Below are 15,656 nucleotides of genomic sequence, written 5' to 3'. Positions count from 1 at the left end.
GGTTCTGCCGGCACGTGCAGAGAGAGTTAGCCCGTTGATCCGAAATGGGTTTTTCCTGGATCGAGGCCTCTTTCTCTCTGCGTCCTCTCTTTTTCGAAGCGGCCGGGCGTGGCTTGCAGAGAGCGGCGCGAGGGCTCGCCGCGGCGGTGGCGACGGTCATCGCGGGCGCTTTCCCGGTTCGGCCGGGACCACCAGCTGCCATCGCGGCGCCGTGTCCACGCCACGGTTCACGATCAGGCCATGGCGCCGCGGCTTGGTCAGCAGGTTGCCGATCTTGCGTTCCTTCTGGCGGGCGTCCAGGGCGTTGCTGAGCTTGGTCAGCAGCAGCTGGTTGATGTCCTGGCGGCTGGCCTGGCCGAGCCGGGCCAGGTAGTCCTGCGGCAGCAGGCGCAGCTGGATGTTGCGGATGCGCTGGTACAGCGCGCTGGTGCTCAGCAGGAACGGCGGTCCGAAATGCGCGTAGGCGCGCTCGGGGCCGGCCAGCTTCCAGGTCAGCAGGGCCGGATGCGGCGACAGCCGCCAGGCGGCCCGCGCCTTGCCCAGCAACAGCAGTGCGGTCCGCGTGATCCGGCCGTGCTGCGTGACATGGGCGCGGTCGAGCCAGGTGGCGAGCGGCCAGTCCATGACCTCGGCCGGGTCGAGGCGGTTGGCGTGCCTGCGCGCGAACGCTTCCCGGGCCTTCTCCAGGGCGGAAGGGTCCAGGTCGTCCAGGGTGGCGCCGGCGACGGGCTGTGCCGTCCAGTCCTGCGCCAGGGTCTGCTGGCGGATCGCGTCCAGCTTGTCCAGTCCGAGCGGCACCAGGCTCTCGCCTGCGCGGGCGTAGTAGTGGCCCTTCCAGGCGATGGGGATGCCGCGGGGCGCCGCGGGGATCTCCGGCAGCACGACCCGGCCGCCGGCGTGCTGCAGCTCGTGGATCTGGCGCAGGCCGATGCGCGGCTCGGTGTTCTCGGCGATCTGCATCTTCAGCGCGTGCAGGCGCTCGGGCTGGGGGCGGTAGTCGGTGCAGACCACGCGGCGCGTCTTGTCGTGCACGCCGAAGACCAGCCAGGCCGCTTCGACGTTCCGCAGGTTGGCCTCGTTGGCCAGGGCGCCGAAGTACCTGCCGATGTCGTCCGTGCTGAAGCCGTCGCCGGCCTGCTTGAGCTCCGCCACTTCGTTTTCCCAGGTGGCGATCGGTCGCTCCAGCAGGTCTTGCAGCGCCTTGGCGTCCATGGAGGGAAGAAGAAGGGTCCGAAAGGGGGAGGTGTTTCGACAAAGGGCAAATGTAAGGGTTCGTCGAGGAGCGCCCGGCGCTGCCCGGCGCGTCCGGGCCGGGCGGACGGCCGCCGCATGGGGGCTTCATAGAATTCACCCCCATGCAGCTCCCCGCCTACACCCGCGCCCAGCGACTGCCGGCCATCCTGGCCGAGCGCATCGCCATCCTCGACGGCGCCATGGGCACCATGATCCAGCGCTTCAGGCTCAGCGAGGAGCAGTACCGCGGCGAGCGCTTCCGGGACTTCCACAAGGACGTCAAGGGCAACAACGAGCTGCTGTCGCTGACCCGGCCCGACGTGATCCGCGACATCCACGAGGGCTACCTGGCCGCCGGCGCCGACATCGTCGAGACCAACACCTTCGGCGCGACCACCATCGCGCAGGAGGACTACGACATGGCGCACCTGGCGGGCGAGATGAACCTGGAGAGCGCCCGGCTGGCGCGCGCCGCCTGCGACCGCTTCGCCACGCCGGACAGGCCGCGCTTCGTCGCCGGCGCGCTGGGCCCGACGCCCCGCACCGCCAGCATCAGCCCGGACGTGAACGACCCCGGCGCGCGCAACATCGATTTCGAGACGCTGCGCGCGGCCTACTACGCGCAGACCGCCGCGCTGGTCGAGGGCGGCGCCGACCTGCTGCTGGTGGAGACCATCTTCGACACGCTCAACGCCAAGGCCGCGCTGTTCGCCATCGACGAGTTCTTCGAGGCCTCGGGCGAGTGCCTGCCCCTGATCGTCAGCGGCACCGTGACCGACGCGTCCGGCCGCATCCTGTCGGGCCAGACCGTGACCGCGTTCTGGCACAGCGTGCGCCACGCCCGGCCGCTGGCCATCGGGCTGAACTGCGCGCTGGGCGCCGCGCTGATGCGGCCCTACATCCAGGAGCTGAACCGCGTGGCCGGCGACACCTTCATCAGCTGCTACCCGAACGCCGGCCTGCCCAACCCGATGAGCGACACCGGCTTCGACGAGACGCCGGCCGACACCTCCAAGCTGCTGCACGACTTCGCGGCCGAGGGCCTGGTCAACATCGTCGGCGGCTGCTGCGGCACCACGCCCGAGCACATCGCGGCGATCGGCCAGGCGGTGGCGACGGTGGCCACGCGCGCGGTGCGGCGCGGGCCCTTCTACCAGGAGGCCGCGTAGCCGCCGGGCGGGGTTTCAGGCGGGCGGCTCGCGGCGGATGAGCAGCGCGCGCTCCGCCACCGGCGCATAGTCGGGCTTGCCGTACAGGCCGAACGATGCTGCCTCCTGCCCGGGCGCCCGGCAGGCGTGCGTAGCCCCTAGGGCGCGGGCCTTGCGCTCCAGCGCCAGGACGATCCGGTGGCAAAGCCCCTGCCTGCGGTGGGCCGGCGCGGTGAAGATGTCCGAGATGTACGCGACGCTACCCGCCAGGTGCACGAGCTGGCCCTTGGCAGCCACCTCGGCACCCACCATGGCGAAGACGTGTGGATGTGCGGGTCGCGCCGCGTGCCGGGGTTCGAGATGCCCGCCAGCGCTGCGTGGCGTGCCATGTCCTGCGTGTCCATGACCTCGTGGACTTCGGCGTCCGCAGGCCGGCCGCGGTGCCATGGGGTGTGCAGCGGGCGCCCGAGCAGGGCGCTGGTCCAGGCCTGGCGTAGCCGGCGTTGGCGAACGGCCGCACGTCGCGCGGCAGATCGGCGGAGAACAGGCATGACGACATGCTCGTCCTGGCCAACACCTGCCGCGCCGACGCCACCCAGGCTGGATGCGCCCGGGCCGGTGCAGAAGAACTCGCGCGTGTAGTCGAACTGGCGGGGCCAGGGCCAGCCCGGCGGGAACGGGTAGCGGATTTCGATCACGTTCCCCTGGGTGCGGACCGTGGCGCCGGCCTCGCATCGCTCGCGGTGCGCCAGTGCGCGGATGAAGGCGGCAACGGTGTCCTGATCCATGCCCGATCCTGCCATGGCGCGGGTGCGTGACCCCGCCGCGCCGGCGGCCCCTCCGGGTTTTCCCTTGGAAATTTCCCCAAATCAAATACTTGACTTATAAATAATATAGTTCTAAAGTTTATCGCGCGGCCTCGGTGGTCGTGGAGAGTTCGGATGAAGATCGTTTGCATCGGCGGCGGCCCGGCCGGCCTGTACCTGGCGCTGCTCATGAAGCAGCTGGACCCCGCGCACGACCTCACCGTCGTGGAGCGCAACAAGCCCTACGACACCTTCGGCTGGGGCGTGGTGTTCTCGGACGCGACCATGGACAACATGCGCCAATGGGACCGCGCCACGGCCGACGAGATCGAGCAGGCCTTCAACCACTGGGACGACATCGAGCTGCTGTTCAAGGGCCGGCGCATCCGCTCGGGCGGCCATGGCTTCGTCGGCATCGGCCGCAAGAAGCTGCTGAACATCCTGCAGGCCCGCTGCGAGTTGCTGGGCGTCAAGCTGGTTTTCGAGACCGAGGCCGATTCGGACGCCGACTACCCGGACGCCGACCTCGTCATCGCCAGCGACGGCATCAACTCGCGCATCCGCGCCAAGTACGCCGACCGGTTCCGGCCCGACATCGTCACGCGGCCCAACCGCTTCATCTGGCTGGGCACGCACAAGCTGTACGACGCGTTCACGTTCGACTTCCAGCGCACCGAGCACGGCTGGTTCCAGGCCCACATCTACAAGTTCGACGAGAACACCACCACCTTCATCGTCGAATGCCCCGAGAACGTCTGGCGCGCCCATGGGCTCGACCAGGCCGACCAGGAGCAGTCCATCGCCTTCTGCGAGAAGGTCTTCGAAGGCAACCTGCAGGGCGCCAAGCTGATGACCAACGCGCGCCACCTGCGCGGCTCGGCCTGGCTCAACTTCCAGCGCGTGGTCTGCGACCAGTGGTGGCTGCGCAACCCGCACGGCAGCCACGTGGTGCTGATGGGCGACGCCGTGCACACGGCGCACTTCGCCATCGGCTCGGGCACCAAGCTGGCGATCGAGGACGCGATCGAGCTCACGCGCCAGTTCAAATTGCTGGGCGACTCCAAGGAGCACATCCCCGAGGTGCTGGCGGCCTACCAGGAGGCCCGCCGCGTCGAGACGCTGCGCATCCAGAACGCGGCCTGGAACGCCATGGAGTGGTTCGAGGTTTGCGGCCTGCGCTACTGCGACCAACTCGACCCCGAGCAGTTCATGTACTCCATGCTCACGCGCAGCCAGCGCATCAGCCATGAGAACCTGCGCCTGCGCGATGCCGGCTGGCTCGAGGACTACGAGCGCTGGTTCGCGCAGCACGCCGGCGTGGCCGTGGCGGACGCGGCTAAGCCGCCGCCGCCGATGTTCACGCCCTACACCGTGCGCGGCCTCACGCTGAAGAACCGCATCGTGGTCTCGCCCATGGCGCAGTACTCCGCCGTGGACGGCGTGCCGGGCGACTACCACCTGGTGCACCTGGGCGCGCGCGCCATGGGCGGCGCCGGCCTGGTGTTCGCCGAGATGAGCTGCGTCAGCGCCGAAGGCCGCATCACCCCCGGCTGCCCCGGCCTGTACAAGCCCGAGCACACGACGGCGTTCAAGCGCATCGCCGACTGGATCCACACCCACACCGACGCGAAGTTCGCCATCCAGATCGGCCACGCCGGCGCCAAGGCCTCGACGCGCCTGGCCTGGGACGGCATCGACCAGCCGCTCGAATCGGGCAACTGGCCCATCATCTCGGCCTCGCCCCAGCAATACCTCGAAGGCGTGAGCCAGACCGCGCGCGAAATGACGCTGGCCGACATGCAGCTGGTCAAGGAGCAGTTCGTGGCTTCCACGCGCGCGGCCGACGCGGCCGGCGCCGACTGGCTGGAGCTGCACTGCGCGCACGGCTACCTGCTGTCGAGCTTCATCTCGCCGTTGACCAACCAGCGCACCGACGGCTACGGCGGGTCCTTGGCCAACCGCCTGCGCTACCCGCTGGAGGTGTTCGCCGCCGTGCGCGCCGCCTGGCCCCAGGACAAGCCGATGTCGGTGCGGATCTCCGCGCACGACTGGGTCGAGGGCGGCATCACGCCCGAGGACGCCGTGCAGGTCGCGCGCGCCTTCAAGGAGGCCGGCGCCGATATGATCGACTGCTCCTCCGGCCAGGTCAGCAAGAAGGAAAAGCCGGTCTACGGCCGCATGTTCCAGACGCCGTTCGCCGACCGCATCCGCCAGGAGGCCGGCATCCCCACCATCGCGGTCGGCGCCATCAGCGAAGCCGACCATGCCAACAGCATCCTGGCCGCCGGCCGCGCCGACCTGTGCGCCGTGGCGCGTCCGCACCTGGCCAACCCGGCCTGGACCCTGACCGAGGCCGCCAAGATCGGCTACACGCCGCTGGCCTGGCCCAAGCAGTACCGGTCGGCCAAGCCGCAGATGGAGGCCAACTTCGCGCGCGAGAAGGCGCTCAAGGCATGAAGAAGGTCCACGCCCTCGTGACCGGCGGCGGCCGCGGCATCGGCGCTGCCGTCGCGCGGCGCCTGGCGGCCGACGGCCTGCAGGTGACGGTGTTGGGCCGCGGCCTTGCGTCCGTGCAGGCGCTGGCCGCCGAGGAGCCCGAACGCCTGCACGCCGTGGCCGCCGATGTGGCCGACGCGCAGCAGGTCGCCGCGGCGTTGGCCGATGCCGTGCGCCGCTTCGGCCCGGTGCAGGTGCTGGTCAACAACGCCGGCCAGGCCGAGAGCGCGCCCTTCCTCAAGATGGACGCCGGCCAGTGGCAGCGCATGCTGGACGTGAACCTGACCGGCACCATGCTCTGCACCCAGGCGGTGCTGCCCGGCATGGTGGCCGCGGGCTGGGGCCGCATCGTCAACGTGGCCAGCACGGCCGGGCAGGTGGGCTATGCCTATGTGGCAGCGTACTGCGCGGCCAAGCACGGCGTCATCGGCCTCACGCGCGCGCTGGCGCTGGAGCTGGCGGCCAAGGGCGTCACCGTCAACGCGGTCTGCCCGGGCTACACCGAGACCGACATCGTCAAGGACAGCATCGCGCGCGTGGTCGCCAAGACCGGCCGCAGTGCCGAGGACGCGCGCGCCGAGTTCGTCAAGAGCAATCCGCAGGGCCGGCTGGTCGACCCGGACGAGGTGGCCGACGCCGTGGCCTGGCTGTGCGGCGCCGGGGCCGGCGCCGTGACCGGCCAGTCGGTCTCCGTCAGCGGCGGGGAGGTGATGTAGATGGCCACCCACACCAAGAACTTCCGCCTGGTGCAGTCGCTGGGCGAGGAACACATCGGCCTGGAGGCGCGCGCCCAGGTCGCCGACCACCTGGACACCAAGATCTGGCTGCGCCTGCTGGCCTGCAGCACGCAGATCGAGCAGCAGATCCGCCAGCTGCTGCGCACCCGCTTCGACACCACGCTGCCGCGCTTCGACTACCTGGCCCAGCTCGACCGCCACCCCGAGGGCCTGCGCATGAGCGTGCTGTCGCGCTACCTGATGGTGACCGGCGGCAACGTCACGGGCCTGACCGACCAGCTCGTCAAGGAAGGGCTGGTGCAGCGCATCGACGACCCGCAGGACCGCCGTTCCTGGCGCGTGAGCCTGACCGACAAGGGCCGCACCGAGTTCGCGCGCATGGCGGCCGAGCACGAGCGCTGGCTGGCCGACCTGTTCCAGGGCCTGCCGGCCGCCAGCAAGGATGCCCTGTACGGGCACCTGGGCCTGCTGCGCGTGCACCTGGTGCAGCGCCAGGCTGAGCTCGACGCCGCCAGCCAGGAGGACCACATGAGCACCCGGAGACCCACCAAATGAGCACCGACGACCGCATCGATCCGCAACTCCTCGCCGGCAACCGGCGCCAACTGGCCACCTACCAGGCCACGCACTTCCTGTGGCAGGTGCAGGCCGGCGTGGCCACCATCACGCTGAACCGCCCCGAGCGCAAGAACCCGCTGACCTTCGACAGTTACGCCGAGCTGCGCGACCTGTTCCACCAGCTCAAGTGGGCCGACGACGTGAAGGCCGTGGTCGTCGCCGGCAGCGGCGGCAACTTCTGCTCCGGCGGCGACGTGCACGAGATCATCGGCCCCCTGGTGAAGCTCAAGGCGCCCGAGCTGCTGATGTTCACGCGCATGACCGGCGAGCTGGTCAAGACCATGCGCACCTGCCCGCAGCCCATCGTGGCTGCCATCGACGGCGTGTGCGCCGGTGCCGGCGCCATCATGGCCATGGCCTCGGACCTGCGCATCGGCACGGCTCGCAGCAAGACCGCTTTCCTGTTCAACCGCGTCGGCCTGGCCGGCTGCGACATGGGCGCCTGCGCCATGTTGCCGCGCATCGTCGGCCAGGGCCGGGCCAGCGAGCTGCTCTACACCGGCCGCAGCCTGGGGGGCGAGGAGGGCGAGCGCTGGGGCTTCTTCAACCGCTTGGCCGCGCCCGAGGAACTGCTGGGCGCGGCGCAGGTTCTGGCGGCCCAGCTCGTGGAAGGCCCGAGTTTTGCAAACGGCATCACCAAGACCATGCTGCACCAGGAGTGGGCGATGACCATCGAGCAAGCCGTCGAAGCCGAAGCGCAGGCGCAGGCCATCTGCATGCTGACCGAGGACTTCTCGCGCGCCTACCACGCGTTCGTGGCCAAGCAGAAGCCGGTCTTCCAGGGGAACTGACATGGCCGACACCGCCTACCTCGACTGGCCCTTCTTCGAACCCCGCCACGCCGAACTGACGCGCGCGTTGGATGCCTGGGCCACGGAGCACATCGCGCACGACCACGGCCCCGATGCGGACGCCGAATGCCGCAACCTGGTGCGCCTATTGGGCGCAGGTGGCTGGCTGCGCCACGCCGTTGGCGAGTCGGCGCAGGCCATCGACACGCGCGCCATCTGCCTGATCCGCGAGACGCTGGCGCGTCACTCGGGCCTGGCGGACTTCGCGTTCGCGATGCAGGGCCTGGGCAGCGGCACCATCAGCCTGCACGGCACGCCAGCGCAGCGCACGCGCTACCTGGCGCCGGTGGCCAAGGGCGAGGCCATCAGCGCCTTCGCGCTGTCCGAACCCGAGGCCGGCTCCGACGTCGCGGCTATGGCCTGCGCTGCCCGTGCCGATGGCGAGCACTACGTGTTGGACGGCGAGAAGACCTGGATCTCCAACGGCGGCATCGCCGACTTCTACGCGGTGTTCGCCCGCACCGGCGAGGCGCCGGGCGCACGTGGCATCTCCGCGTTCATCGTCGAGGCCGGCACGCCTGGCTTCGAGATCGCCGAACGCATCGAGGTCATTGCGCCGCATCCGCTGGCGCGCCTTCGTTTCACGAACTGCCGCATCCCGGCCAGTCAGCGCGTGGGCGCACCGGGCGAGGGCTTCAAGGTCGCGATGCGCACGCTGGACGTGTTCCGCACCTCGGTGGCCGCGGCCGCTCTGGGCTTTGCGCGCCGTGCGCTGGACGAGGCGCTGGCCCGCGCGACCTCGCGCCGGATGTTCGGGGGCGTGCTGGCCGACTTCCAGCTTACGCAGGCCAAGTTGGCGCAGATGGCCACGGCCATCGACAGCGCGGCGCTGCTGACCTACCGCGCGGCCTGGCTGCGCGACCAGGGAAAGGGCGTCACGCGCGAGGCCGCCATGGCCAAGATGACGGCGACCGAGAACGCCCAGCAGGTCATCGACGCGGCGGTGCAGATTTTCGGCGGGCTCGGCGTGGTCAGCAACCAGCCGGTCGAGAAGCTCTACCGCGAGATCCGCGCGCTGCGCATCTACGAAGGTGCGACCGAGGTGCAGCAGCTCATCATCGGCCGCGACCTGCTGCGCGCTGCCGGCGCCTGACCGAGCCGGGGAGAACCGCCATGCACGCCAGCGCCCATGTCGACACCTTCGCGCGCGACCACCTGCCGCAGCCAGACCAGCAGCCCGAGTACCTGTTCGAGCTGCCGCAGCTGCAGTTTCCCGAGCGGCTGAACTGCGCGACCGAGCTGCTGGATCGCCACGTGCGCGAGGGCCGCGGGGCGCGCGCTTGCATCCGCGCGCCGGGCCTGGCCTGGAGCTACGCCGACCTGCAGGACAAGGCCAACCGCATCGCCAACGTGCTGGCGCACGACATGGGCTTGGTGCCTGGGAACCGCGTGCTGCTGCGCTCGCCCAACAATCCCATGATGGCGGCCTGCTGGTTCGCCGTCATCAAGGCCGGCGGCATCGCCGTGGCCACCATGCCGCTGCTGCGCGCCAAGGAGCTCAAGGCCATCGTCGAGATCGGCCAGGTCACGCATGCGCTGTGCGACGCGTCGCTAGCCGAGGAAATGCGCCAGACAGTGCAGGAAGTGCCCGCGCTGCGCGCGGTGCGCTACTTCCACGACGACGGGCCCGAGGGCTTGGAGGCCGCCATGGCCCAGGCCTCGCCACGGTTCGACAACGTGGACACGGTGTCGGACGACTGCTGCATCTTCGGCTTCACCTCGGGCACCACCGGGGTGCCCAAAGCCACCATGCACTACCACCGCGACGTGATGGCCATCTGCGCCTGTTGGCCGCCGCACCTGCTCAAGCCGCGGCCGGACGACGTGTTCATCGGCAGCCCGCCGCTGGCTTTCACCTTCGGGCTGGGCGGGCTGCTGCTTTTCCCGCTGGCGGTCGGCGCGTCCACCGTGCTGCTGGAGAAGGCCGGGCCGCCGCAGCTGCTGCAGGGCATCCAGGACTTCGGCGCCAGCGTGCTGTTCACCGCGCCTACCTCGTACCGCCAGCTGGCGGCCCACGGCGCGCTGCTGCGCGCGACGCCGCTGCGCAAGTGCGTCTCGGCCGGCGAGGTGCTGCCCGCCTCCACGCGCGCGCTGTGGAAGGAGGCCACCGGCATCGAGCTGATCGACGGCATCGGCGCCACCGAGATGCTGCACATCTTCATTTCGCACGACGAGACCACGGCCCGCCCCGGTGCCACCGGCAAGCCGGTGCCCGGCTACCGCGCCAAGGTGGTCGACGACGCCGGCCGCGAGCTGCCGCCCGGCACCATCGGCAAGCTGGCCGTGCAGGGCCCCACCGGCTGCCGCTACCTGGCCGACGCGCGCCAGCAGGCCTACGTGAAGGACGGCTGGAACCTGACCGGCGACGCCTACCTGATGGACGCCGACGGCTACTTCCACTACCAGGCGCGCACCGACGACATGATCATCTCGGCCGGCTACAACATCGCCGCGCCGGAAGTCGAGGACGCTCTGCTGGCGCATCCCGCCGTGGCCGAATGCGCGGTGGTCGGCGTGCCCGACGAGGAGCGCGGCCAGATCGTCAAGGCCTACGTGGTGCTCAAGCCCGGCCATGCCGGTGACGCGACAATGGTCAAGACGCTGCAGGACTTCGTCAAGCAGACCGTGGCGCCGTACAAGTACCCGCGCGCCATCGCGTTTGCCGGCCAGTTGCCCCGCACCCAGACCGGCAAGCTGCAGCGCTTCAAGCTGCACGGCGCCTGAGCCCCTTCCTGCCCACTTCCAAGGAAAGCATCCATGAGCACGCACATCCCCGCCCGCCTGGCCGTCGCGGCCGCCGTCCTGCTGGCCCTGCCGGCGCTGGCGGCCGACAAGGTCAAGGTCGGCCTGCTGAGCACCCTGTCCGGCCCCGGCTCCGCCCTGGGCATCGACATCCGCGACGGCTTCCAGCTCGCGGTCAAGCATGCGGCCGGCAAGCTCGGCGGCTTGCCGGCCGAGCTCATCGTGGCCGACGACCAGATGAGCCCGGACGCCGCCAAGCAGACGGCCGACCGCCTGCTCAAGCGCGAGAAGGTCGACTTCATGACTGGCATCGTGTTCTCCAACATCATGCTGGCGGTGGGCCAGCCGGTGTTCCAGTCCAAAACCTTCTACGTCAGCGCCAACGCCGGCCCCTCACAGTACGCGGGCGCGCAGTGCAACCCGTTCTTCTTCAGCGCCTCCTACCAGAACGACAACATGCACGAGGCCGTGGGCAAGACCGTGCAGGACCGCGGCTTCAAGAAGGTCGCGCTGCTGGCGCCCAACTACCCGGCCGGCAAGGACGCGCTGGCCGGCTTCAAGCGCTTCTACAAGGGCGAGGTGGCGTTGGAGACCTACACGCCGCTGAACCAGCTGGACTACGGCGCCGAGCTGTCCAAGATCCGCGCCTCCGGCGCCGACGCGGTGTTCATCTTCCTGCCCGGCGGCCTGGGCGTGAACTTCATCAAGCAGTTCACCGGTGCCGGCCTCAACAAGGAGATGAAGCTGTTCGCGCCGGGCTTCTCGGCCGACGAGGACGTGATCCGCGCCGTGGGCGACCCGATGCTGGGCATCTTCAACAGTTCGCAGTGGGCGCACGACATGGACAACGCGGCCAACAAGCGTTTCGTCGCCGACTTCCAGAAGGAGTACGGTCGGCTGCCCACGCTGTACGCCGCGCAAGGCTATGACGCGGCACGCCTGATCGACGGCGCCGTGCGCGACGTGCAGGGCAGGATCGAGGACAAGGACGCCGTGCGCAAGGCACTGGAGGCCGCGAAGTTCGAGTCCGTGCGCGGCACGTTCAAGTTCGGCCCCAACCACTACCCAGTCCAGAACTACTACCTGCGCGAGGTGGTCAAGGACGCCCAGGGCCGTGTGACCAACAAGACGGTCGGCCGCGTGTTCGAAAACCATGCCGACGCCTACGTCGGCGAATGCAAGATGCCTTCCTGATCCGGGGTCGGGACCAAGACGCATGAACGGCATCCTCGTTCTGGAGCAACTGCTCAACGGCCTGCAGTTCGGCTTGATGCTGTTCCTGCTGGCCGCCGGGTTGACACTGGTGTTCGGCATCATGGACATGATCAACCTGGCCCATGGTTCGCTATACATGGTCGGTGCCTACCTGATCGCCACCATCGCCGGCACCTCCGGCTCGTTCTGGGTCGGCCTGGTGGCCGGCACGGCGGCCACGGCGGTCGTGGGCGTGCTGCTGGAGTTCACCGTCCTGCGGCGGCTGTACCAGCGCGACCACCTGTCCCAGGTGCTGGGCACCTTCGCCATCCTGCTGATGGCCAACGAGGTGGTGCGCATGGTCTGGGGCGCGCAGCCCATCCCGCTGAGCCCGCCGGATGCGCTGGCCGGCCCGGTGCAACTGCTGCCGGGCTTCAGCTACCCGGCCTACCGGCTGTTCATCATCGGCGTGGGCCTGGCCGTGGCGCTGCTGCTGTACGTGCTGGTCACGCGCACGCGGGTCGGCATGCAGGTGCGCGCCGGCGCGTCGAACCGTGAGATGGCCCAGGCAATGGGCACCAACGTGCGGCGGCTGTTCACGGCGCTGTTCGCGTTCGGCGCGGCGCTGTGCGCGATCGCCGGCGGCATGCTGGGCCCGCTGCTGGCGGTGCAGGTCGGCATGGGCGAGAGCATCCTGATCCTGGCCTTCGTGGTCATCGTGATCGGCGGCATCGGCTCCATCCGCGGTGCGCTGCTCGGCGCGCTGCTGGTGGGCCTGGTCGACACGGCCGGGCGTACGCTGGTGCCCATGCTGTTCGGCACGCTGATGGGGCCGGACGCTGCGTCCAACGCGGGCCCCGCGGTCGCCTCGATCCTGATCTACGTGCTGATGGCCGCCGTGCTGTTCTGGAAACCCCGGGGCCTGTTCCCCGCCCACGGCTGAAGGACGCCGGCATGACGGACCTGTCTCGCAACACCGCCCCCAGCATCCTGGACCACGCGCTGCGCCCGCGCATCGCTGTGCCGCTGCTGGTGCTGCTGGCCATGCTGCCCACCATCGCCAACGCGCTGGACGAGGGCTTCTACATCGGCGTGGCCAGCCGCATCCTGATCTTCGCGCTGGCGGCCACCAGCCTGAACCTGATCCTGGGCTTCGGCGGCATGGTCAGCTTCGGCCACGCGGCCTTCGTCGGCATGGGCGCCTACACCGTGGGTATCCTCATGCAGGGGGGCGTGGCCTCGGCCTGGGTCGCCTGGCCGGCCGCGGTGGTCGTCGGCGGCCTGTTCGCGTTCGTGATCGGGCTGGTCAGCCTGCGCACGCAGGGCGTGTACTTCATCATGATCACGCTGGCCTTCGCGCAGATGCTGTTCTACTTGATGGTCTCGCTCAAGAGTTATGGCGGTGATGACGGGTTGTCCCTGGCGGCCCGCTCGCAGCTCGGCCTGGGCCTGGACCTGGCGGACGATGCCCAGTTCTACTACGTGGTGCTGGCGCTCGGCGTGCTGGTGTTCGTCGGCATCGCGCGGCTGCTGAATGCCCGCTTCGGCCACGTGCTGCAGGGCATCCGCGAGAACGAGACGCGCATGGCGGCACTGGGCTTCGCGGTCTACCGCACCAAGCTGATCGCCTTCACGCTGGCCGGCGCCATCGGCGGCCTGGCCGGCGCGCTGCTGGCCAACCAGGCCAGCTTCGTGAGCCCCTCGCTGCTGCAGTGGAGCCAGTCCGGCATGCTGATGATCATGGTCATCCTGGGCGGCGTGGGCCACCTGTACGGCGGGCTGGTCGGCGCCGCGGTGTTCCTGTTGATCGAGGAGGTGCTGGTGGGCTACACCATCCACTGGCAGTTCGGCCTGGGCGCCGTGCTGCTGGCCGTGGTGCTGCTGGCGCCTAACGGGCTCATGAGCCTGGTGCGGAGGAAAGCATGACCAAGATCCTGCGCACCGAGCGCCTGGTCAAGCGCTTCGGCGGGCTGGTCGCCACCGACCACGCCAGCCTGTCCGTGCGCGCGGGCGAGCTGCACGCGCTGATCGGCCCCAACGGCGCGGGCAAGACCACGCTGATCCACCAATTGTCCGGCGCGCTGGCGCCCACCAGCGGCAGCATCCATTTCGACGGGCGCGAGGTGACGGCGGTGCCGATCCACGCGCGCGTGCACCTGGGCCTGGTGCGTTCCTACCAGATCACCAGCGTGTTCAAGCGCCTGTCGGTGCTGGACAACCTGGCGCTGGCGGTGCAGGCGCGTGATGGCAGCAGCCTGCGCTTCTGGCGGCCGGCGCGCGCCGAGCGCGCGCGCTACGAGGCCGCTGCGGCGGTGGCCGCCCGCGTGGGGCTGGACCCGCACCTGGGCCGCATCGCCGGCGCGCTCTCGCACGGCGAGCAGCGCCAGCTGGAAGTGGGCCTGGCGCTGGCGCTGAATCCCAAGCTGCTGCTGCTGGACGAGCCCATGGCCGGCATGGGCCCCGACGAATCCGAGCGCATGGTCGCGCTGCTGCAAAGCCTGCGCGGCGAGGTGACGATGCTGCTGGTGGAGCACGACATGGACGCCGTGTTCCGGCTGGCCGACCGCATCTCCACGCTGGTGTTCGGCAAGGTCATCGCCACCGGCACGCCGGACCAGATCCGCGAGAACCCGGACGTCAAGCGGGCCTACCTCGGGGACGAGCTGGAGGAGGCCGCGGTATGAGCGCGCTCTTGGAAATCGAAGGCCTGGAGACGGCCTACGGCGCCAGCCAGGTGCTGTTCGGTGTGGGCTTGTCCATCCGCCAGGGCGAGGTGGCCACGCTGCTGGGCCGCAACGGCATGGGCAAGACCACCACCGTGCGCTCCCTGCTGGGCCTGACGCGGGCGCGCTCGGGCACGGTGCGCTTCCGCGGCGAACGCATCGAGGCGCTGGCGCCCGACCGCATCGCCCGCATGGGCCTGGCCGTGGTGCCCGAGGGGCGGCAGATCTTCCCGAACCTGTCGGTCAAGGAGAACCTGCTGGCCTTCGCGGCGCGGCGCAACGCGAGTGCCGACCCGTGGACGCTGGACCGCGTGGTCGCGCTGTTCCCGCGGCTCGCGGAGCGCGCGGCCAACATGGGCAACCAGCTCTCGGGCGGCGAGCAGCAGATGCTGGCGATTGGCCGCGCGCTGATGACCAACCCGCACCTGCTGATCCTGGACGAGGCCACCGAAGGCCTGGCGCCGCTGATCCGCGAGGAGATTTGGCGCTGCCTGGACCACCTGCGCGCGCAGGGCCAGACCATCCTGGTGATTGACAAGTACGTCAAGCGCCTGGTCCGCCTGGCCGACCGGCACACCATCATCGAGCGCGGCAAGGTCGTCTGGCAGGGCGAGTCGACGCAATTGGCGGCCGACCCATCGCTGTGGCACCGCTACATCGGCGTGTGATGTCCAGCGCCGCGCCCGCGCGCTTCGAGCGCGACTACCTGATCCGGTTTTCGCACTGCGACCCGGCGGGCATCGTTTTCTACCCGCAGTACCTGGTGCTGTTCAACCACCTCGTCGAGGACTGGTTCAACGAGGGCCTGAGCGTGTCCTACGCCGGGATGCTGGGCCCGCGCCGCATCGGCCTGCCCATCGTGCGGCTGGAGTGCGACTTCCGCGCCATCAGCCGCATGGGCGAGGTGGTGCGCTTCGGCCTGGCGGTCGAGCGCGCCGGCGGCAAGTCGCTGGCGCTGGCGCTCGACGCCCGGCTCGGCGACGCGCAGCGCGTGGCCGCGCGCCAGGTGCTGGTGTTCACCGACCTGGACACGCACCGCGCCATCGACATCCCGGCCGACGTGCGGGCCGCGCTGCCCGCCTGAATCCGTTTTCGTTCTTCCGCACCC

16 protein-coding genes are annotated in these 15,656 nt (G+C 69.9%); 14 read left to right on the top strand and 2 right to left on the bottom strand.

Annotated features, from left to right (window positions below):
• Positions 1 to 156: 156 nt before the first annotated feature.
• Positions 157 to 1,212 carry an ATP-binding protein gene (locus tag QM782_RS07070; protein WP_415202208.1) on the bottom strand — a complete coding sequence of 352 codons (1,056 nt, stop codon included), beginning with the start codon at positions 1,210 to 1,212 and terminating at the stop codon, positions 157 to 159.
• A 143-nt stretch (positions 1,213 to 1,355) separates the two neighbouring features.
• On the opposite strand from QM782_RS07070, the gene QM782_RS07065 reads away from it, so the two are divergent.
• The gene (locus QM782_RS07065) at positions 1,356 to 2,402 is read left to right on the top strand and encodes a homocysteine S-methyltransferase family protein (RefSeq protein WP_415202207.1); all 1,047 of its coding nucleotides are present in this window, start codon (positions 1,356 to 1,358) and stop codon (positions 2,400 to 2,402) included.
• A gap of 15 nt (positions 2,403 to 2,417) precedes the next feature.
• Here the strand turns inward: QM782_RS07065 and QM782_RS07060 are convergent, their stop codons facing one another.
• Complete coding sequence (locus QM782_RS07060) at positions 2,418 to 2,828, bottom strand: GNAT family N-acetyltransferase (protein ID WP_415202206.1); 411 nt, start codon at positions 2,826 to 2,828, stop codon at positions 2,418 to 2,420.
• A 110-nt stretch (positions 2,829 to 2,938) separates the two neighbouring features.
• Here QM782_RS07060 and QM782_RS07055 point away from each other — a divergent pair, with 110 nt between their 5' ends.
• The 13 genes from QM782_RS07055 to QM782_RS06995 all read left to right on the top strand — a co-directional run bounded on the left by QM782_RS07055 (position 2,939) and on the right by QM782_RS06995 (position 15,632).
• Positions 2,939 to 3,199 (top strand): hypothetical protein, encoded by a 261-nt coding sequence (locus QM782_RS07055; protein WP_415202205.1) that lies wholly within the window; start codon positions 2,939 to 2,941, stop codon positions 3,197 to 3,199.
• Between the two features lie 123 nt (positions 3,200 to 3,322).
• Complete coding sequence (locus tag QM782_RS07050; protein ID WP_415202204.1) at positions 3,323 to 5,644, top strand: bifunctional salicylyl-CoA 5-hydroxylase/oxidoreductase; 2,322 nt, start codon at positions 3,323 to 3,325, stop codon at positions 5,642 to 5,644.
• A complete protein-coding gene (locus QM782_RS07045) occupies positions 5,641 to 6,399 on the top strand; it encodes an SDR family NAD(P)-dependent oxidoreductase (protein ID WP_415202203.1) in 759 nt (252 codons plus the stop codon). Before QM782_RS07050 ends, QM782_RS07045 begins: the two co-directional genes overlap by 4 nt.
• The gene (locus QM782_RS07040; protein ID WP_415202202.1) at positions 6,400 to 6,975 is read left to right on the top strand and encodes a MarR family winged helix-turn-helix transcriptional regulator; all 576 of its coding nucleotides are present in this window, start codon (positions 6,400 to 6,402) and stop codon (positions 6,973 to 6,975) included. It abuts the gene before it with no gap.
• Complete coding sequence (locus tag QM782_RS07035; RefSeq protein ID WP_415202201.1) at positions 6,972 to 7,829, top strand: enoyl-CoA hydratase family protein; 858 nt, start codon at positions 6,972 to 6,974, stop codon at positions 7,827 to 7,829. The genes QM782_RS07040 and QM782_RS07035 overlap by 4 nt, the downstream gene beginning before the upstream one ends.
• Before the next feature lies 1 nt (position 7,830).
• Entirely contained in the window at positions 7,831 to 8,982 is a 1,152-nt protein-coding gene (locus tag QM782_RS07030) for an acyl-CoA dehydrogenase family protein (protein WP_415202200.1), read from the top strand.
• Positions 8,983 to 9,002: 20 nt separating this feature from the next.
• Positions 9,003 to 10,613, top strand: coding sequence for an AMP-binding protein (locus QM782_RS07025; RefSeq protein WP_415202199.1), 1,611 nt, complete (start codon positions 9,003 to 9,005; stop codon positions 10,611 to 10,613).
• 33 nt (positions 10,614 to 10,646) lie between these two features.
• Entirely contained in the window at positions 10,647 to 11,825 is a 1,179-nt protein-coding gene (locus QM782_RS07020; protein ID WP_415202198.1) for an ABC transporter substrate-binding protein, read from the top strand.
• 22 nt (positions 11,826 to 11,847) lie between these two features.
• Positions 11,848 to 12,768: a branched-chain amino acid ABC transporter permease gene (locus tag QM782_RS07015; protein ID WP_415202197.1), complete on the top strand. Its 921-nt coding sequence runs from the start codon at positions 11,848 to 11,850 to the stop codon at positions 12,766 to 12,768.
• A gap of 11 nt (positions 12,769 to 12,779) precedes the next feature.
• Positions 12,780 to 13,751, top strand: a complete 972-nt coding sequence (locus QM782_RS07010) for a branched-chain amino acid ABC transporter permease (RefSeq protein WP_415202196.1) — start codon at positions 12,780 to 12,782, stop codon at positions 13,749 to 13,751.
• Positions 13,748 to 14,509, top strand: coding sequence for an ABC transporter ATP-binding protein (locus QM782_RS07005; RefSeq protein WP_415202195.1), 762 nt, complete (start codon positions 13,748 to 13,750; stop codon positions 14,507 to 14,509). Before QM782_RS07010 ends, QM782_RS07005 begins: the two co-directional genes overlap by 4 nt.
• Positions 14,506 to 15,216, top strand: coding sequence for an ABC transporter ATP-binding protein (locus tag QM782_RS07000; protein WP_415202194.1), 711 nt, complete (start codon positions 14,506 to 14,508; stop codon positions 15,214 to 15,216). The genes QM782_RS07005 and QM782_RS07000 overlap by 4 nt, the downstream gene beginning before the upstream one ends.
• Entirely contained in the window at positions 15,216 to 15,632 is a 417-nt protein-coding gene (locus QM782_RS06995) for an acyl-CoA thioesterase (RefSeq protein ID WP_415202193.1), read from the top strand. The genes QM782_RS07000 and QM782_RS06995 overlap by 1 nt, the downstream gene beginning before the upstream one ends.
• Positions 15,633 to 15,656 lie beyond the last annotated feature (24 nt).

Source organism: Pseudorhodoferax sp. (assembly GCF_047601025.1).
In the GTDB taxonomy this organism is placed as follows: domain Bacteria; phylum Pseudomonadota; class Gammaproteobacteria; order Burkholderiales; family Burkholderiaceae_C; genus Pseudorhodoferax.
The sequence above is the reverse complement of the archived record's forward strand: the minus strand, read 5'-3'. Positions and strand labels throughout refer to the sequence as shown.